General features: G+C 63.2%; 18 protein-coding genes. 7 read left to right on the forward strand and 11 right to left on the reverse strand.

Features of this window, described 5'->3' with window-relative positions:
• Positions 1-61 precede the first annotated feature (61 nt).
• From P3C50_RS00205 to gloA, 3 genes are all read left to right on the forward strand, one after another.
• Positions 62-961 (forward strand): flagellar protein MotY, encoded by a 900-nt coding sequence (locus P3C50_RS00205; RefSeq protein WP_275545317.1) that lies wholly within the window; start codon positions 62-64, stop codon positions 959-961.
• A gap of 106 nt (positions 962-1,067) precedes the next feature.
• A complete protein-coding gene (locus tag P3C50_RS00210) occupies positions 1,068-2,285 on the forward strand; it encodes an argininosuccinate synthase (RefSeq protein ID WP_197855250.1) in 1,218 nt (405 codons plus the stop codon).
• A 70-nt stretch (positions 2,286-2,355) separates the two neighbouring features.
• Positions 2,356-2,748, forward strand: a complete 393-nt coding sequence (gene gloA, locus P3C50_RS00215) for a lactoylglutathione lyase (RefSeq protein WP_197855251.1) — start codon at positions 2,356-2,358, stop codon at positions 2,746-2,748.
• A gap of 56 nt (positions 2,749-2,804) precedes the next feature.
• Here the strand turns inward: gloA and P3C50_RS00220 are convergent, their stop codons facing one another.
• The 10 genes from P3C50_RS00220 to metG form a co-directional block, all read right to left on the reverse strand.
• A complete protein-coding gene (locus P3C50_RS00220; protein ID WP_275544442.1) occupies positions 2,805-2,984 on the reverse strand; it encodes a PA3496 family putative envelope integrity protein in 180 nt (59 codons plus the stop codon).
• Between the two features lie 111 nt (positions 2,985-3,095).
• Positions 3,096-3,734 (reverse strand): endonuclease III, encoded by a 639-nt coding sequence (gene nth, locus P3C50_RS00225; RefSeq protein ID WP_003245598.1) that lies wholly within the window; start codon positions 3,732-3,734, stop codon positions 3,096-3,098.
• The gene (locus tag P3C50_RS00230; RefSeq protein WP_197855252.1) at positions 3,731-4,438 is read right to left on the reverse strand and encodes an electron transport complex subunit E; all 708 of its coding nucleotides are present in this window, start codon (positions 4,436-4,438) and stop codon (positions 3,731-3,733) included. The genes nth and P3C50_RS00230 overlap by 4 nt, the downstream gene beginning before the upstream one ends.
• A complete protein-coding gene (rsxG, locus tag P3C50_RS00235) occupies positions 4,435-5,070 on the reverse strand; it encodes an electron transport complex subunit RsxG (RefSeq protein WP_275544443.1) in 636 nt (211 codons plus the stop codon). Before rsxG ends, P3C50_RS00230 begins: the two co-directional genes overlap by 4 nt.
• 2 nt (positions 5,071-5,072) lie before the next feature.
• A complete protein-coding gene (locus P3C50_RS00240; RefSeq protein ID WP_275544444.1) occupies positions 5,073-6,104 on the reverse strand; it encodes an RnfABCDGE type electron transport complex subunit D in 1,032 nt (343 codons plus the stop codon).
• 296 nt (positions 6,105-6,400) lie between these two features.
• The gene (rsxC, locus tag P3C50_RS00245) at positions 6,401-9,040 is read right to left on the reverse strand and encodes an electron transport complex subunit RsxC (protein WP_275544445.1); all 2,640 of its coding nucleotides are present in this window, start codon (positions 9,038-9,040) and stop codon (positions 6,401-6,403) included.
• Positions 9,037-9,612 (reverse strand): electron transport complex subunit RsxB, encoded by a 576-nt coding sequence (gene rsxB, locus P3C50_RS00250; protein ID WP_197855256.1) that lies wholly within the window; start codon positions 9,610-9,612, stop codon positions 9,037-9,039. The genes rsxC and rsxB overlap by 4 nt, the downstream gene beginning before the upstream one ends.
• Entirely contained in the window at positions 9,609-10,193 is a 585-nt protein-coding gene (gene rsxA, locus P3C50_RS00255) for an electron transport complex subunit RsxA (RefSeq protein WP_275544446.1), read from the reverse strand. Before rsxA ends, rsxB begins: the two co-directional genes overlap by 4 nt.
• A gap of 122 nt (positions 10,194-10,315) precedes the next feature.
• Positions 10,316-11,083 (reverse strand): DUF4349 domain-containing protein, encoded by a 768-nt coding sequence (locus tag P3C50_RS00260; RefSeq protein ID WP_275544447.1) that lies wholly within the window; start codon positions 11,081-11,083, stop codon positions 10,316-10,318.
• Between the two features lie 21 nt (positions 11,084-11,104).
• A complete protein-coding gene (gene metG / locus P3C50_RS00265) occupies positions 11,105-13,141 on the reverse strand; it encodes a methionine--tRNA ligase (RefSeq protein ID WP_275544448.1) in 2,037 nt (678 codons plus the stop codon).
• A gap of 160 nt (positions 13,142-13,301) precedes the next feature.
• On the opposite strand from metG, the gene apbC reads away from it, so the two are divergent.
• Positions 13,302-14,390, forward strand: coding sequence for an iron-sulfur cluster carrier protein ApbC (gene apbC, locus P3C50_RS00270; protein ID WP_275544449.1), 1,089 nt, complete (start codon positions 13,302-13,304; stop codon positions 14,388-14,390).
• Between the two features lie 406 nt (positions 14,391-14,796).
• On the opposite strand, the gene P3C50_RS00275 is transcribed toward apbC, so the two are convergent.
• Positions 14,797-15,006, reverse strand: a complete 210-nt coding sequence (locus tag P3C50_RS00275; RefSeq protein WP_013714598.1) for a cold-shock protein — start codon at positions 15,004-15,006, stop codon at positions 14,797-14,799.
• A gap of 300 nt (positions 15,007-15,306) precedes the next feature.
• Here P3C50_RS00275 and dcd point away from each other — a divergent pair, with 300 nt between their 5' ends.
• From dcd to P3C50_RS00290, 3 genes are all read left to right on the forward strand, one after another.
• Entirely contained in the window at positions 15,307-15,873 is a 567-nt protein-coding gene (gene dcd / locus P3C50_RS00280; protein ID WP_013714599.1) for a dCTP deaminase, read from the forward strand.
• A 71-nt stretch (positions 15,874-15,944) separates the two neighbouring features.
• On the forward strand, positions 15,945-16,508 hold the full coding sequence (locus tag P3C50_RS00285; RefSeq protein ID WP_275544450.1) for a hypothetical protein: 564 nt from the start codon (positions 15,945-15,947) through the stop codon (positions 16,506-16,508).
• A gap of 64 nt (positions 16,509-16,572) precedes the next feature.
• A complete protein-coding gene (locus P3C50_RS00290; RefSeq protein ID WP_275545350.1) occupies positions 16,573-16,806 on the forward strand; it encodes a hypothetical protein in 234 nt (77 codons plus the stop codon).
• Positions 16,807-16,820: the final 14 nt, after the last annotated feature.

Consider the following 16,820-nt stretch of genomic DNA (forward strand, 5'->3'; position numbering starts at 1 on the left):
AACCGCCGTGGAGCCTGTCGTGCGTGCGCTCAATTTCCTCCTGATCAGCCTGTTGGCTGGCATGCCTCTATGTCTGCCGGCGCATGCCATCAGCTTCCAGACCCGGCTGGAGAAGGTGGAGTGGACGGTCGAGGGCGATCAGTTCGAGTGCCGCCTGAGTCAGCCGATCAGTAATTTCGGCAGCGGCGAGTTCGTGCGCCGCGCCGGTGAGCAGGTCACCTTCCGCCTCAAGGCCCGTGAGCGCTGGATGGGTGCTGGTTCGGCGACCTTGCTGGCAGCGGCGGCGCCCTGGCAGCCGGGGCGCGGCGACATCAACCTGGGTGTGGTCAGCGTCGGCAACGGCGAAGTTCCGTTCAACAGCTCGCAGGAGCAGGGCGCGCGCCTGCTCACCGGTTTGCTCGAAGGCCGCAGCCCGGTGGTGCGCCACCGCACCCTCAATGGCAGTGACAACTTCGAGGTGCGCCTGCTGCCGGTGAAATTTCACAAGGCTTACGACGATTACCAGGTCTGTACCGCCAAGTTGCTGCCGGTCAACTTCGATCAGATTCGTCAGGCGCAGATTGGCTTTCCCGGTGGCGGCATCGATCTCGACCCAATGGCCAAGGCCAAGCTCGATATCATCCTCGACTTCGTCAAGGCCGACCCATCCATCAACAGCTTTCAGATCGACGGCCACGCCGACAACAGCGGCAACCGCCTGACCAACCGCGACCTGTCGCGCCGCCGCGCGCTGGCCGTGCAGGAATATCTGGTAGCCGGCGGCGTACCGGTCGAGCAGATCACCATGCGTTTTCATGGCGAGCGTTATCCCCTCGCGCCCAATAACAGCGAAGCCAATCGGGCCAAGAACCGCCGGGCGACCCTGCGCCTGGATCGTGTGCCGCAGCCCGAGGCACCGCAGCAGAGTGCTCCCGCTCCCGCCACCACGCCGGTCGATCCGCCAAGCAGCCGATCGTCCTGAGCCACTTTGACGTCGCTTGGTCAACTCCGACTGTCGCACCCCTGTAAATTGAGCCGCTTGGCCAGTAGAATCACCGGTTTTACCGTACAACCCGTGGAGTGATGGCATGGCGGACGTCAAAAAGGTAGTTCTGGCCTATTCCGGTGGCCTGGACACCTCGGTGATCCTCAAGTGGCTGCAAGATACCTATAACTGTGAAGTGGTGACCTTCACCGCCGATCTCGGCCAGGGCGAAGAGGTCGAGCCGGCCCGTGCCAAGGCCCAGGCAATGGGCGTTAAGGAAATCTACATCGACGACCTGCGCGAGGAGTTCGTCCGCGATTTCGTCTACCCGATGTTCCGCGCCAACACCGTCTACGAAGGCGAATACCTGCTGGGTACCTCCATCGCCCGCCCGCTGATCGCCAAGCGCCTGATCGAAATCGCCAACGAGACCGGTGCCGACGCCATCTCCCACGGTGCGACCGGCAAGGGCAACGACCAGGTGCGTTTCGAACTGGGCGCCTATGCGCTGAAGCCGGGTGTAAAAGTCATCGCCCCGTGGCGTGAGTGGGACCTGCTGTCGCGCGAGAAGCTGATGGACTACGCCGAGAAGCACGCCATCCCGATCGAGCGCCACGGCAAGAAGAAGTCGCCGTACTCCATGGACGCCAACCTGCTGCACATCTCCTATGAAGGTGGCGTGCTGGAAGACACCTGGACCGAGCACGAAGAAGACATGTGGAAATGGACTGTCTCCCCTGAGGCAGCACCGGACGCACCGACTTATATCGAGCTGACCTACCGCGCCGGCGACATCGTCGCCATCGACGGCAAGGACATGAGCCCGGCGCAGGTGCTGGCCGAACTGAACCGCATTGGCGGCGAGAACGGCATCGGTCGTCTGGACATCGTCGAGAACCGTTTCGTTGGCATGAAGTCCCGCGGCTGCTACGAAACCCCCGGCGGCACCATCATGCTCAAGGCCCACCGCGCCATCGAGTCGATCACCCTCGACCGTGAAGTGGCTCACCTCAAAGACGAGCTGATGCCGAAATACGCCAGCCTGATCTACAACGGTTTCTGGTGGAGCCCGGAGCGTCTGATGCTGCAACAGATGATCGACGCCTCCCAAGCCAACGTGAACGGCGTGGTCCGCCTGAAGCTGTACAAGGGCAACGTCATCGTCACTGGTCGCAAGTCCGACGATTCGCTGTTCGACGCCAATATCGCGACCTTCGAGGAAGATGGCGGCGCCTACAACCAGCAGGACGCGGCGGGCTTCATCAAGCTCAACGCCCTGCGTATGCGTATCGCTGCAGGCAAGGGCCGCAAGCTGGTCTAAGCTAAAACTCTTGCGTCACAAGGACCCCGGCCAAGTGCCGGGGTTCTGCTTGCTAGAAGGGGGAAATCTGATGAGACTGCTGCATACCATGCTGCGCGTCGGCGACCTGGACAAATCCATCGCCTTCTACACCGAAGTGCTGGGCATGACCCTGCTGCGGCGCAAGGACTATCCGGACGGTAAGTTCACCCTGGCGTTCGTCGGTTACGGCGACGAGGCGCACAACAGCGTGATCGAGCTGACCCACAACTGGGGCGTTGAGCACTATGAGCTGGGTACCGGCTACGGTCATATCGCCCTGGAAGTCGAGGACGTCTACAAGGCCTGCGAGGATATTCGCGGCCGCGGCGGCAAGATCACCCGAGAGCCGGGGCCGATGAAGCACGGCACCAGCATCCTGGCCTTCGTCGAGGACCCGGACGGTTACAAGATCGAGCTGCTCTCACCGTCTCGACGCGACTGATCGCGATATACGAAAAGCCCCGCAATTAGCGGGGCTTCTTCTGTGCAGCTCGATAATCAGATATCGAAGTCGTATTCGGCCAGCTGTTTGTGCAGGCGACGCTCTTCGAGGAAGTTATCGATGATGCGGCGCTTGGTCAGGTTGGCCTTGGCGACTTCAACCGCAGGCTCGGCGTCGTCCGATTCCTCCGCGACAAAGTCTTCGTCCAGCTCGAGATCTTCTTTGTCTGTGCTCATTCATTCCACTCCAGGCCAATTACCGGGGCCATTTGCGCACCTTATAGCGGCAAAAAATGAGCGGGTAAAAAAGATTTTTTCAATCAGAAGATCGCCGGATTCTATGGTCGATCAATCGTCGGAGGTTTTCGCCTTGTACTCGCACAGGTCTTCGATGCGGCAGGCGCCACAGCGCGGTTTACGCGCGGTGCAGACGTAGCGTCCGTGCAGGATCAGCCAGTGGTGAGCGTCTAGCAGATAATCCTTGGGTACGAACTTGAGCAGCTTCTTTTCCACCTCGACCACGTTCTTGCCCGGCGCGATGCCGGTGCGGTTGCTGACGCGGAAGATATGCGTATCCACGGCCATGGCCAGCTGGCGGAAAGCGGTGTTGAGCACCACATTGGCGGTCTTGCGACCGACGCCGGGCAGCGCTTCGAGGTCCTCGCGATTGTCCGGCACCTGGCTGCCGTGCTTCTCGATGAGGATGCGACAGGCCTCGATGACGTTCTTTGCCTTGCTGTTGTACAGGCCGATGGTCTTGATGTACTCGGAGAGTCCTTCGACGCCCAGGGCGTAGATCGCTTCTGGCGTGTTAGCGACCGGAAACAGCTTGGCCGTGGCCTTGTTGACGCTGACATCGGTGGCCTGGGCCGAAAGCGTTACCGCCACCAGCAGCTCGAAGGGCGTGCTGTAGGCCAGCTCGGTCTTGGGCTCGGGGTTGTCCTCGTGCAGGCGACGGAAGATTTCCAGGCGTTTGGCGGCGTTCATTCGATGACTCCGGTCACTCGAACCCGGCGGCTTTGTGCAGGCGCTTCGGGCGCGGCGGCCTTGGCTCGTTCGGCGGCGATCTGGTCGATGCGGTTCTTGCCGGCGATCAACAGGCCGAGAACGATGAAGGCGCCCGGCGGCAGGATGGCCAGCAAGAAGCCGCGGTAGTCGTGAACCAGGGTGAGTTTCCAATCTGCGGCAATCGGGCCGAACAGCAGGTGCATGTTGGCGAACAGTGCGCCGGTGCCGAGCAGCTCGCGGATGGCGCCGATCATTACCAGCACCAGGCCGAAGCCCAGACCCATCATCAGACCGTCATAGGCGGCGCGGGCCGGGTCGTGCTTGGCGGCGAAGCCGTCGGCGCGGCCGAGGATCACGCAGTTGGTGGTGATCAGCGGGATGAAGATGCCGAGAATCTGATACAGCTCGTAGGTGTAGGCCTGCATCAGCAGCTCGATGCAGGTGGTCAGGGCGGCGATGATCATGACGAAGGCCGGCAGGCGCACGGCGGTGTTGACCACGCCGCGCACCAGCGACACGGCGGTGTTGGAGCACACCAGCACCACCGCACTGGCCAGGGCCAGGCCGAGGGCGTTGACCGTGGAGTTGCTGACCCCGAGCAGCGGGCACAGGCCGAGCAGTTGCACCAGCGCCGGGTTGTTTTTCCACAGGCCGTTGAGGCTGATTTCGCGGTAGCTGGTCATCGTTCATCCTCCGCCAGGCCCAGCAGCTGGGCGCGGTGCGTGTCGAAGTAGCGCAGGGCGCCGTGCACGGCCTTGACCACGGCGCGTGGGGTGATGGTGGCGCCGGCGAACTGGTCGAAGTCGCCGCGATCCTTCTTCACCGCCCAGCGTTCTTCATCCGGGTCGCTCAGGGATTTGCCGGCGAAACCGAGTATCCAGTCGCTCTTGGCCAGTTCGATCTTGTCGCCCAGGCCCGGGGTTTCCTTGTGGCTGAGCACGCGCACGCCGGCCAGGCGGCCATCGGCGAAGATGCCGACCAGCAGGTGGATGGCGCCGCTGTAGCCGTCCGGCGCGGTCACCGGCAGTATCAGCGCGTTGGGCTGAGCGCCCTTGAGTGCCAGGTAGGCCGACTGCGGGCTGCGGTGGCCCAGCTCGGGGGCGTTGAGCTCGATGCGGTTATCCAGCAGGTGATTGTCATAGCTGCCTGCCGGCAGGATCTCGGCCAGGGCGCGCACCTGCGTTTCGCGTTCGGCATTGGCGATGCGCTCGGCAGTGCCCTGTTGCAGCAGGGCGACGCTGCCGACGGTGCCGATGGCGAATAGGCCAAGCACCAGGGCGTTCTTCAGCATCGAACGGCTGATTTCCGGCAGCATGCTCATTCTCCCAACTTGAAGCCGCTGTTGGGCTTGCGGTGGCCGTAGCTGCGCGGCCGGGTGTAGTAGTCGATGGTCGGCGCGGCCAGGTTCATCAGCAGCACGGCGAAGGCTACTGCATCTGGATAACCGCCCCAGGTGCGGATCACATAGACCAGTACGCCGACACCGATGCCGAACACCAGGCGTCCGCGATTGCTGGTCGCGCCGGAAACCGGGTCGGTGACGATGAAGAACGCGCCGAGCATGGTGGCGCCGGTCAGCAGGTGGAACAGCGGCGAGCCATTGGAATCCGAGCCGCTGCCATTCCAGAACAGCAGGCTCATGACGAACAGCGCGGCGAGCATGCCCACCGGCGCGTGCCAGGTGATCAGGCGTTTATGCAGCAGATACAGGCCACCGGCGAGAAACGCTAGGTTGACCGCTTCGCTGCCGGCGCCGCCGAAATGGCCGAAGGCCGGATTGCTGGCGTGCAGCTCGTCGATGGTCAGGCTCTTGTTCACCTTCAGCGCGTCCAGCGCGGTGGCCTGGGCCCAGCCATCCGGGAGATTGGCGATGCCGAGGATGTGCTTGATGCCATCAAGTGCGGCGACGCCATGTGGCGCGGGCCAACTGATCATGTCGACGGGGAAGGAGATCAGCACCACCACGTAGCCGACCATGGCCGGGTTGAACGGATTTTGTCCGAGGCCGCCATAGAGCTGCTTGCCGAAGCCGATGGCGAAGCCGCAGGCGATCAGCGTCAGCCACCAGGGCGAGTAGGGCGGCAGAGCCAAGGCCAGCAGCACGGCGGTGACCAGGGCGCTGTAGTCCTTGAGGAAAAAGGCGATTGGACGTTTGCGTGCGGCCAGCAATGCGGCCTCGAAGCCCAGGGCGCAGAGGCTGGCCCATACCAGATTGAACAGGGTGCCGGCGCCGAATAGCCAGGTCAGGGCGAGAATGCCCGGCACGGTGGCCAGCAGCACCTGCAGCATGACCTGCTGGGTACGGTTGCTGCCCGTGGCGTGGGGCGATGTGATGCGGGGCAGGGCCATCGGCGCTCCGGTGGTTCTGTTACTGCGTTCTCGGTGATCGCAGTGGTGTTCATTCCCCGGATTGCATCCGGGCTACGGTTGTCTGTGCCGCCCGGATGCTCCGACGCAACTGTAGCCCGGATGCAATCCGAGACGCTGTACCAGCGTGCCGGCGTTCTAATTCTCCCTCTCCCGTTACGGGAGAGGGACGGGGAGAGGGTGCGTTGTACTGACCCTCTCCCCAACCCCTCTCCCACAAGTGGGAGAGGGGCTTTAATCGTTGTGCTGCCCGCCCCGGAGGTAATTCGGGGCGATCGCTACGCCTGGTATTCGGCCAGCTTGCGTTCGGCTTCGGCCAGGCGTGTGCGCGCCTGTTCCAGCGCCTCGCCAGCGGCGCTCTCGTCACGCTCCAGCTTGCGCAGGTCGGCACGGGCGAAAGCCACCTCTGTCTTCAACGCTTTCAGTTCGGCATCCACGCCGGGGCGCTCGGTGCGCACCAGCTGCGGCGCCGGTTTATCCGAGTTCTCCTCGGCGGCATGCAGCGCCTGTTCGGCGGCGGCCAGGGCGTCGCGCAATGCTTGCAGAGCGGTTTCGTCGCTGCCGGCCTTTTCCGCTTTCTTCAGCTTGGCGCGTTTCATCGCCAGTTCGATCTTGGCTTTCTTCAGCGCTTCGTCGCCGGCGGGTTTGGCGGCTGGCGCGGGCACCTGGTCTTGTAAATCGGCCAGAGTTTTCTCGGCTGCTTCCAGTTGCTGGCGCACGCGGGCCAGTTCGGCTTGCTGCTCGTCGTCCGGGTTTTCGATCTTCTCCAGCTTGCGCAGCTGGGCCTTGAGCATGGCGGCTTCGATCTTGGCCTTTTTCAGCGCATCGTCGCCGACGGGTTTGGCGGCTGGCGCGGGCGCCTGGTTTTGTAGATCGGTCAGAGTTTTCTCGGCTGCCTCCAGTTGCTGGCGCACGCGGGCCAGTTCGGCTTGCTGCTCGTCGTCCGGGTTATCGACCTTTTCCAGCTTGCGCAATTGAGCCTTGAGCATGGTGGCTTCGATCTTGGCCTTCTTCAGCGCTTCGTCACCGGCGGGTTTGGCAGTCGGCACAGGCGCCTGTTGTTGCAGATCGGCCAGGGCCTTTTCGGCGGCTTCAAGCTGCTGGCGCACTCGGGTGATCTCGGTTTGTTGCTCCTCGTCCGGAGTTTCGATTTTTTCCAGCTTGCGCAATTGAGCCTTGAGCATGGCCGCTTCGATCTTCGCTTTCTTCAGCGCTTCGTCGCCGGCCGGTTTGGGTGCGGGAGCTGGTGCTGTCGCCTGGGCATCGGCCAGGGCTTTCTGCGCGGCTTCGGTTGCTGAACGCAGCTCGGCGACCTGCGCCTGCAGCTCCGGCGTGTCGTGGGCGGCCAGCTGTTTCTCGGCTTTCTTCAGCGCGACCTGGGCCATGCTGGCTTCGATCTTGAGTTTCTTCAGCGCTTCATCGGCCGGCGCAGCTGCGGCAGCAGGCGGGGCTTCGGCTTGTGCTGCCTTGGCGCGGGCGGCTTTTTCCGCGCGCGCCTTGCGCTCGGCTTCCTTCTGTTCCTCGGCGCGGCGCAAGCGTTCCTGGCGTTGCTCGAAGCGCTGTTTGGAGTGCTCGGCCTTGAGCTGTTTTTGCTCCAGCTCACGAATTTCCGCCTTAGCCACGCGGTAGTACTGCACCAGTGGAATGCTCGATGGGCAGACGTAGGCGCAGGCGCCGCACTCGATGCAGTCGAACAGGTTGTGCGCCTTGAGCTGTTCGTGCTCCTGGCCTAGGGCGAAGAAGTGCAGTTGCTGCGGCAGCAGACTTGCCGGGCACGCCTCGGCGCATTCGCCGCAGCGGATGCAGGGCATGGCCGGCGGTGGTGGTGGCAGTTCCGCGGCGGTGCTGGCCAGCAGGCAGTTGCTGGTCTTGATCAGCGGCACGTCGAGGCTGGGCAGGGTAAAGCCCATCATCGGCCCGCCCATGACCAGGCGATTGAGTGTGCTGATGTCCAGCCCGGCGAAGGCCAGTAATTCGCCCACCGGCGTGCCGAGCAGCGCCTCGACATTGCCCGGACGCGCCAGCGCCTCGCCGGTCAGCGTGGTGATACGCGAGATCAGCGGCTTGCCCAGCAGCACGGCGTCGTGAATGGCCACGCAAGTGCCGACGTTCTGGCAAAGGATGCCGATATCAGCCGGCAGGCCGCCGCTGGGCACCTCGACGCCGGTGAGGATCTGGATCAGCTGTTTCTCGCCGCCGGATGGGTACTTGGTCGGGAACACCCGCACCTGGTAGTCGCGGCCGGCGCAGGCAGCACGTACGGCGGCGATGGCCTCGGGCTTGTTGTCCTCGATACCGATCAGCACCTGCTCGGGCTGGATCAGCTGCATCAGGATATCGATGCCAGAAACCAGCTCGCCGGCGCGCTCGCGCATCAGCACGTCATCAGCGGTGATATAGGGTTCGCATTCGGTACCGTTGATGATCAGCGTGTGGATCTTCTGCGTCGGCCGTGCGGTGAGTTTCACCGCCGTGGGGAAACCGGCGCCGCCCAGGCCGTTGATGCCGGCCTCGCGGATCAGCGTCAGCAGCTCGCTGGCTTCCAGGCTGCGGTAGTTGGCTGGCGGCGTTAGCTCGATCCATTCATCCAGACCGTCGCTGTCGATGACGACAGCCGGCGCCAGCATGCCGGAAGCATGGGGATAAGGCTGCTCACCGATGAAGGCCACGGTGCCGGAAGTCGGCGCATGCAACGGCACACTGACGAAGCCGTTGGTATTGGCGATCTTCTCGCCCTTGCGTACGCGTTGGCCAACCACCACACAGGGCTCTGCGGTTGCGCCAATATGCTGGCCGAGCGGCAACACCAGGCGCTTGGGCAGCGGGGCCTGCTGGATCGGTGTGCGGTTGGACAGCTCCTTGCGCTCGGCCGGATGGATACCTCCCGGGATATCCCAGAACTTTTCCTGCACCGTCATGCCGCCTGCTCCCGGTCACTGGCGATCAACTGGCCGGGTGCCAGCGGCTTGTCCCACTTCCAGCTCTGCACGCTGCTGCCGACTTCGATCATGTCGATGCAGTCCACCGGGCAGGGTTCGACGCACAGGTCGCAGCCGGTGCATTCGCTGACGATCACCGTGTGCATCTGCCGCGCGGCGCCGACGATGGCGTCCACCGGGCAGGCCTGGATGCACTTGGTGCAGCCGATGCACTCTGCTTCGCGGATAAACGCGACCATCTGCGGCTTTTCGCCTTCCACCGCGTCCAGCGGCTCGGGCTCGACATCCAGCAGGTCGGCCAAGGCCTGGATGGTCGCCTCGCCGCCGGGTGGGCACTTGTTGATCTTGTCGCCGCCGGCGATGGCCTCGGCGTAGGGCTTGCAGCCCGGATAACCGCACTGGCCGCACTGGGTCTGCGGCAGCAGGGCGTTGATCTGCTCGGCGATGGGGTCACCCTCGACCTTGAAGCGCACGGCGGCGAAACCGAGGATGGCCCCGGCGATCAGGCACAGCGTGAGCAGGGCGAGGACGGCGACCAGAACCAGGCTCATAGCTTGATCAGCCCGGAGAAGCCCATGAACGCCAGCGACATCAGCCCGGCGGTGATCATGCCGATGGCCGCGCCCTGGAAGGATTTCGGCACGTCGGCGATGGCGATGCGCTCACGCATGGCGGCGAACAGCACCAGCACCAGGGAGAAGCCCAGGCCGGCGGCAAAACCATTGGCGGTGGCAGTGATGAAAGTGAACTCGGCCTTGTTGGCGTTGAGCAGGGCCACGCCGAGGACGATGCAGTTGGTGGTGATCAGCGGCAGGAAGATGCCCAGCACTCGATAGAGCAGCGGGCTGGTCTTGTTCACCACCATCTCGGTGAACTGCACCACCACGGCGATCACCAGAATGAAGCTGATGGTGCGCAGGAATTCCAGGTCCAGCGGCTTGAGCACGTACTGCTGCACCAGGTAGCTGCACATGGCGGCCATGGTCAGCACGAAGGTGGTGGCCAGGGACAGGCCGATGGCGGTCTCGATCTTCTTCGACACGCCCATGAACGGGCACAGGCCGAGGAACTGCACCAGCACGAAGTTGTTGACCAGGATGGCGCTGACCATGATCAGGACGAGTTCGGTCATCGGGTTGCCGTCGAATGCGCAAAGGCCTTAGGAAAAGGGCGCCTATTATCGGGAAGCGGCCCTGGCCATACAAGCCGGATGCGGCGAATTGCCTGCCATTGACGGCCTTTATTCGGCCTCGGTCAACGGCCGGTCAGGCGTCTCCACAGCTTGCGCAAGCCCAGCGCTACAGGGAACAGCACGATCAGGAAGGGCAGGCTGTAGCCGATGAACTCGATCAGGTTGGCGGTGCCTTCCGCGAGGTTGTCGGTGAGGCGTGAAAAAGCTTCGCCGATGCGGCCCAAAGGCGAGCTTTCGTAGGGGCTGCTGAAGCTAAGGGTCAGCAGGTTGGTATCCAGGCGCCGTTGTTGTTGGGCCGCTTCCTGGGCGATGGCCTGCAGTTGTACCTCCAGTGCTGCCTGCTCTCGGGCCAGCGCCAGCAGGTCGGCCACGGCCAGATCGTCGCGTTGTTCGAACTGCTGCAAGGTCCGTTGCTGGCGCAGCAGTTGCTCGTGCTGACGACGATTGTCGCTCACTGCCTGGGCCAGGTCCTCGGCACGAGTGCTGCGGCTGACCAGCTCACCGCCCTCGCTGGCCAGGGCGGTGATGGCCTCGACCCCGTCGGGCACGATACGCAGAGTGAGGTCGCCACGCGGCGCATGGTCGCTGCTTTGCTGTGCGGCGATCAGGCTGCAGGCGCCGAAACGCTCGCTCAGGCAGGCTTCGCGGGTGGCGGCGATGCGTTCGCCGATCTGCTCGGCGGCCAGTTCTATGCCGATATGGTGCTCATAAGCCAGGTAGCTGCCAGCCTGGTTGCGTTCACCCTGCAGGGCGCCACCGAGCGGGGGCCCCGATTGCTCGGAGCAACCGGCCAGTGCGGCCAGCAGCGTCACTACCATCCATGGCTTCATCCGTGCCTCCTGGCGTTTGGCTTATTTGACGCGTTGGCCCGGCTTGGCGCCGCTGTCGGGGCTGAGCAGGTAGATTTCCTCGCCACCGGGGCCGGCGGCCAGGACCATGCCTTCGCTGATGCCGAATTTCATCTTGCGCGGCGCCAGGTTGGCGACGTACAGGGTCAGGCGGCCTTCCAGCTTGCTAGGGTCCGGGTAGGCGGACTTGATGCCGGAGAACACGTTGCGCTTCTCGTCACCGATATCCAGCGACAGGCGCAGCAGCTTGTCGGCACCTTCGACGAACTCGCACTTCTCGATCAGGGCGATACGCAGGTCGACGGCGGCGAAGGCGTCGAAGTTGATCTCGGCGGCCAGCGGATCTTTGCTCAGTTCGCCATTGCCTTGTGGCCTGGGCGCTTCGGCGGCCAGGTCTTCCTTGGAGGCTTCGGTCATGGCTTCGATCTTCGCTTGTTCGATGCGGGTCAGCAGCGGGTTGAACGGGTTCAACTGATGATTGGCCAGCGGCAGCGACAGGTCGGCCCAGGTTTGCGGCTTCACGTTGAGGAAGGCTTCGGCGTCGGCAGCCAGTTTCGGCAGCACCGGCTTGAGCATGATCACCAGCTGACGGAACAGGTTGACGCCCAACGCACAGATTTCCTGCACCTCGGCCTGCTTGCCTTCGACCTTGTTCAGAGCCCAGGGCGCCTTGTCGGCGATCCAGGCGTTGGCGCGGTCGGCCAGTGCCATGATTTCGCGCATGGCGCGGGAGAAATCGCGCGCTTCGTAGGCCTCGGCGATGCTCGGCGCGGCGGCCTGGAAGGCGTCCCACAGCTCGGGCTCCGGGTTGGCGGCGACCAGCAGGCCATTGTTGCCCTTGTGGATGAAGCCGGCGCAGCGGCTGGCGATGTTGACCACCTTGCCGACCAGATCCGAGTTGACCTTCTGCACGAAGTCCTCGAGGTTCAGGTCGAGATCGTCCACGCCACGGCCCAGCTTGGAGGCGTAGTAGTAACGCAGGTATTCCGGGTTCAGGTGATCCAGATAGGTGCGCGCCTTGATGAAGGTGCCGCGCGACTTGGACATCTTCTGCCCGTTGACGGTCAGGTAGCCGTGCACGTTGACTGCAGTCGGCTTGCGGTAGCCCGCGCCTTCGAGCATGGCCGGCCAGAACAGAGCATGGAAGTTGACGATGTCCTTGCCGATGAAGTGGTACAGCTCGGCGGTGGAATCCTTGCCCCAGAACGCGTCAAAGTCCAGCTCCGGGCGTTTGCTGCAGAGGTTCTTGAAGCTGGCCATGTAGCCGATCGGCGCGTCCAGCCAGACGTAGAAGTACTTGCCCGGCTCGCCGGGAATCTCGAAGCCGAAGTAGGGCGCATCGCGGCTGATGTCCCACTCCTGCAGGCCGCCATCGAGCCACTCGGCGATCTTGTTGGCCACCGCTTCCTGCAGGGCGCCGGAGCGCGTCCACTGCTTGAGCATGGCTTCGAAGTCCGGCAGCTTGAAGAAGAAATGCTGCGATTCCTTGAGCACCGGCACGGCCCCGGAGATGGCCGAGCGTGGGTTCTTCAGTTCGGTCGGCGAATAGGTGGCGCCGCATTTCTCGCAGTTGTCGCCGTACTGATCCTCGGTGCCGCATTTCGGGCACGTACCCTTGATGAAGCGGTCGGCGAGGAACATGCCCTTCTCGGGGTCGAAGTACTGGGTCACCGCGCGAGTGGCGATATGGCCCTTGTCGCGCAGCGCCAGGTAAATGGCCGCCGACAGCTCGCGGTTCTCCTCCGAGTGGGTGGAGTGGTAGTTGTCGAAGTCCACGCCGAAGTCGGCGAAGTCGGCCATGTGCTCGGCGCGTACGCCATCGATCAATTGTTCGGGGGTGATGCCTTCTTTCTCGGCGCGCAACATGATCGCCGAGCCGTGGGCGTCGTCGGCGCAGACGTAGATCGCCTGATTGCCACGCAGTTTCTGGTAGCGCACCCACATGTCGGTCTGCACGTACTCGAGCATATGGCCGAGGTGGATGGAGCCGTTGGCATAGGGGAGGGCGCTGGTAACGAGAATCTTGCGGGCTTCGGTCATGGTGATCGGCTGCACTGGTAAAACGAGGGAAGTCGACAACTATAAGGGAAGCGACAAGCTTCAAGCTACCTGCGGCAAGGAAAAGCGCATGCTGCATTGCCCGGGAAGGCTGCTGTTATGATGAGGGCCTGTTTTTCTGTCTGCCTTCTGGAGTTCTTGCATGAGTGCCGTCACCCGCGAAGCGGTCGAAGCCTGCCTGCGTCAGTTCACCGACCCCCATCTCGAGCAGGACCCGGTCAGCGCCGGCTGCCTGCGTGAAGTCGACATCCAGGGTGCGCGCGTCGCCGTACGTCTGGAGCTGGGCTACGCCGCCGGTCTGTTCAAGAATGGCTGGGCGCAGATGCTGCAGATGGCGCTGGAGAACCTCGAAGACGTGGACGGCGCGCGAGTGCAGGTCGATTGCGTGATCGACTCGCATCAGGGTCAGGCCCAGGTGCCAGCGCTGGCCGGGGTGAAGAACGTGATCGCTGTGGCTTCGGGCAAGGGCGGCGTGGGCAAGTCCACCACGGCGGCCAACCTGGCGCTGGCGCTGGCCCGCGAGGGCGCGCGCGTGGGTATCCTCGACGCCGATATCTATGGGCCCAGCCAAGGCATCATGTTCGGTATCGCTGAGGGTACGCGGCCGGAAGTTCGCGAACAGAAGTGGTTCGTGCCGCTCGAAGCTCATGGCGTGCAGGTGATGTCCATGGCCTTTCTCACCGACGACAACACGCCGATGGTGTGGCGCGGGCCGATGGTCAGCGGCGCCTTGCTGCAACTGATCACCCAGACCGCCTGGAACGATCTTGATTACCTGGTGGTGGACATGCCGCCGGGTACTGGTGATATCCAGTTGACCCTGGCGCAGAAGGTGCCGGTGGCTGGCAGCGTGATCGTCACCACGCCGCAGGACCTGGCCCTGCTCGATGCCAAGAAAGGCGTGGAGATGTTCCGCAAGGTGCACATCCCGGTGCTGGGTGTGGTGGAAAACATGGCGGTGCACATCTGCTCCAACTGCGGCCACGCCGAGCACCTGTTCGGTGAGGGCGGCGGCGAGAAGCTGGCTGCGCAATATGGTGTCGAGCTGCTGGCCTCGCTGCCGCTGTCGATGGCCATCCGCATGCAGGCCGATGATGGCAAGCCCACCACCATTGCCGATCCGGAAAGCCAGATCGCCATGATCTATCAGGACCTGGCGCGCAAGGTCGGCGCGCGTATCGCCCAGGCTGGCAAGCCGGCGATGCCCAGCATCGAGATCAGCGAGGACTAACAGCAGCCGCGCAGCGGCCCTCTGATGCCCCTCTCCCGCTTGCGGGAGACGACTGCATGGATGCAGGAGGTAGGGCGGCGCAGGAGCCAAAGCCGAGGGTGCCCGAAGGGCGGGAGAGGGCGATGCAGGCGACTTCGGTGGTTCGGCTCATCCTCCCCGCTTGCGAGGAATGACTGCATGATGCGGAAGGCAGGGCGGCTCAGGAGCCAAAGCCGAGTGCGCCCGAAGGGCGGGAGAGGGCAACGCAGGCGACTCGGTCCTGGCGTGACGAAGCCCACTCCGATCCCGCTTCTGTAGGAGCGGGATCAGCCGCGATTTCGCGGATAAATCCGCTCCTACAAGGCGTGCAACACCCATAAAAAAGCCCCGCACTAGGCGGGGCTCTTTTCAAGCAGGGTAGTACAGGTTAGATAACCTGAACTTCCTCAGCCTGCATGCCTTTCTGGCCACGGGTAGCCACGAAGGAAACCTGCTGGCCTTCCTTCAGGGTTTTGAAACCGTCGCTCTGGATGGCTTTGAAGTGAACGAAGAGGTCGTCACCGGATTGCGGGGTGATGAAGCCGTAGCCTTTCTCATCGTTGAACCACTTAACGGTGCCAGTCTGACGATTGGACATGTGATGTCTCCTAACAAAAGTAATAACAGCCCTGGAAAAGCCCAGGCCGGGACTGAGTGCAACGAGTACTAGGAGTCGGACGATGTTTGGATCGAAATCTAGGCATCTAGTAGCGATTCGCGGTGACACATGCAGCACAGTGGGCACACCATACGTGTTTTTATCGTCGAGTGCGAATAGTCGATGCAGCTTTTTTGCAAATAATGATTGGTGGGCGCGGCGGCAATCTTTGAAGCGTGGCGCCGGCATCGGTAAGATGCGCTCACTTTTCCAGTAACCGCCCACTCAGGACACCTCGCCATGAGCATCAAATCGGACAAGTGGATTCGCCGCATGGCCCAGGAACACGGCATGATCGAGCCGTTCGTAGAGCGTCAGGTGCGTGGCGCCGACGCCAGCCGGGTGATTTCCTACGGTGTGTCCAGCTACGGCTACGACGTGCGCTGCGCCGACGAATTCAAGGTGTTCACCAACATCCACTCGGCTGTCGTCGACCCGAAGAATTTCGACGAGAAGAGCTTCGTCGACATCAAGAGCGACGTCTGCATCATCCCGCCGAACTCCTTCGCCCTGGCCCGTACCGTCGAGTACTTTCGCATTCCGCGTGACGTGCTGACCATCTGCCTGGGCAAGAGCACCTACGCGCGTTGCGGTATCATCGTCAACGTCACGCCGCTGGAGCCGGAGTGGGAAGGCCACGTGACTCTGGAATTCTCCAACACCACCAACCTGCCGGCGAAGATCTATGCCAACGAAGGCGTGGCGCAGATGCTGTTCCTGCAGTCTGACGAGGCCTGCGAGGTCTCCTACCGTGACCGCGGCGGCAAGTATCAGGGGCAGACGGGCGTAACCCTGCCGAAAGCCTGATCAAGTCATGCGAACACCAGAAGCCGGGCAAAGCCCGGCTTTTTCATGAGCGAAAATCGGAGTCAGGGAACATGACCATCAACACGATATTGAAGCGGGCCGTCTTTTTCTCTCTGCTGCTTGCATGTCTGTCAGCTCGCGCCGAGCTGCAGGTGTATTCGGGGAGCAATGTGTTCGGCCTGGCGCCCACGGCGTCGCCAGCGGATTTTGCCATGACCCTCGGCCAGCCCAGCGCGGAGTTGCCGCTGCATGGCGAGCGCCGCGGCCTGCTGTATGGCAACAGCCTGATGCTGGTGTTCGCCGGTGACCGCTTACGTGAAGTGCGTTGCTGGCTGGTGCCGCGTTTCACCGGTGATCTCTATCTGGGCTGGTTGCAGGAGGTGCCTGCTCGCGCCGGACTGGAGGGCTTCGTGCTGGATGATCGGCTGCGCCTTGGCATGTCGCGTGAAGAGGCCGAGTCGGCGCTATCAGGACTGGAGGGTTCGGCCGACCAGAATTCGGCAGTGGCGATCAAGCAGGAGCAGCCGATATGGCTGGGCTTTGGCCGGGCCGACAATCATGCCCAGGCCGAGGACGGCGAGCCGCAGGTGCTGGTATCGCTCACCGTACATTTCGACGCCCAGCCTGCCCGATGAAAGTTGGAATTAGTGCCTGACGGCGCACTCTACCCTCTGCAGTCCATTCAACGAGGGTAGAACCATGTCCGTTTCAGCTTTTACCTTGATCTCCAGCGGGATTCGGGCTGGCGATATTCCGGGCCAGCCGCAGCCCGATGTTCCCGATCAGCCCGGCAAACCCGTGCCACCGCAGGAGCCGGGCGAGCCGACGGTGCCGGATCAGCCGCCACCTGCGCCGGTGGCCCAGTGTCGGCCGCGGGAGGTGTTCGAACGCTGTGCCTCACCGGCAGAACGCATCGCCGGCGAGTCGCATTGAGCCGCTGCACAGAT

Origin of the sequence: Pseudomonas sp. Marseille-Q0931 (assembly GCF_940789645.1) — a bacterium.
In the GTDB taxonomy this organism is placed as follows: domain Bacteria; phylum Pseudomonadota; class Gammaproteobacteria; order Pseudomonadales; family Pseudomonadaceae; genus Aquipseudomonas.

What these genes read in the sequence shown, in the direction of transcription:
- P3C50_RS00205 (WP_275545317.1), top strand. Translation starts at nt 62, where the DNA reads ATGCCTCTATGTCTGCCGGCGCATGCCATCAGCTTCCAGACCCGGCTG.
- metG (WP_275544448.1), bottom strand. Translation starts at nt 13,141, where the DNA reads ATGACCGAAGCCCGCAAGATTCTCGTTACCAGCGCCCTCCCCTATGCC.
- gloA (WP_197855251.1), top strand. Translation starts at nt 2,356, where the DNA reads ATGAGACTGCTGCATACCATGCTGCGCGTCGGCGACCTGGACAAATCC.
- apbC (WP_275544449.1), top strand. Translation starts at nt 13,302, where the DNA reads ATGAGTGCCGTCACCCGCGAAGCGGTCGAAGCCTGCCTGCGTCAGTTC.
- rsxB (WP_197855256.1), bottom strand. Translation starts at nt 9,612, where the DNA reads ATGAGCCTGGTTCTGGTCGCCGTCCTCGCCCTGCTCACGCTGTGCCTG.
- nth (WP_003245598.1), bottom strand. Translation starts at nt 3,734, where the DNA reads ATGAACGCCGCCAAACGCCTGGAAATCTTCCGTCGCCTGCACGAGGAC.
- P3C50_RS00220 (WP_275544442.1), bottom strand. Translation starts at nt 2,984, where the DNA reads ATGAGCACAGACAAAGAAGATCTCGAGCTGGACGAAGACTTTGTCGCG.
- P3C50_RS00290 (WP_275545350.1), top strand. Translation starts at nt 16,573, where the DNA reads ATGTCCGTTTCAGCTTTTACCTTGATCTCCAGCGGGATTCGGGCTGGC.
- rsxC (WP_275544445.1), bottom strand. Translation starts at nt 9,040, where the DNA reads ATGACGGTGCAGGAAAAGTTCTGGGATATCCCGGGAGGTATCCATCCG.
- rsxA (WP_275544446.1), bottom strand. Translation starts at nt 10,193, where the DNA reads ATGACCGAACTCGTCCTGATCATGGTCAGCGCCATCCTGGTCAACAAC.
- P3C50_RS00210 (WP_197855250.1), top strand. Translation starts at nt 1,068, where the DNA reads ATGGCGGACGTCAAAAAGGTAGTTCTGGCCTATTCCGGTGGCCTGGAC.
- P3C50_RS00240 (WP_275544444.1), bottom strand. Translation starts at nt 6,104, where the DNA reads ATGGCCCTGCCCCGCATCACATCGCCCCACGCCACGGGCAGCAACCGT.
- dcd (WP_013714599.1), top strand. Translation starts at nt 15,307, where the DNA reads ATGAGCATCAAATCGGACAAGTGGATTCGCCGCATGGCCCAGGAACAC.
- P3C50_RS00260 (WP_275544447.1), bottom strand. Translation starts at nt 11,083, where the DNA reads ATGAAGCCATGGATGGTAGTGACGCTGCTGGCCGCACTGGCCGGTTGC.
- P3C50_RS00285 (WP_275544450.1), top strand. Translation starts at nt 15,945, where the DNA reads ATGACCATCAACACGATATTGAAGCGGGCCGTCTTTTTCTCTCTGCTG.
- P3C50_RS00230 (WP_197855252.1), bottom strand. Translation starts at nt 4,438, where the DNA reads ATGACCAGCTACCGCGAAATCAGCCTCAACGGCCTGTGGAAAAACAAC.
- P3C50_RS00275 (WP_013714598.1), bottom strand. Translation starts at nt 15,006, where the DNA reads ATGTCCAATCGTCAGACTGGCACCGTTAAGTGGTTCAACGATGAGAAA.
- rsxG (WP_275544443.1), bottom strand. Translation starts at nt 5,070, where the DNA reads ATGCTGCCGGAAATCAGCCGTTCGATGCTGAAGAACGCCCTGGTGCTT.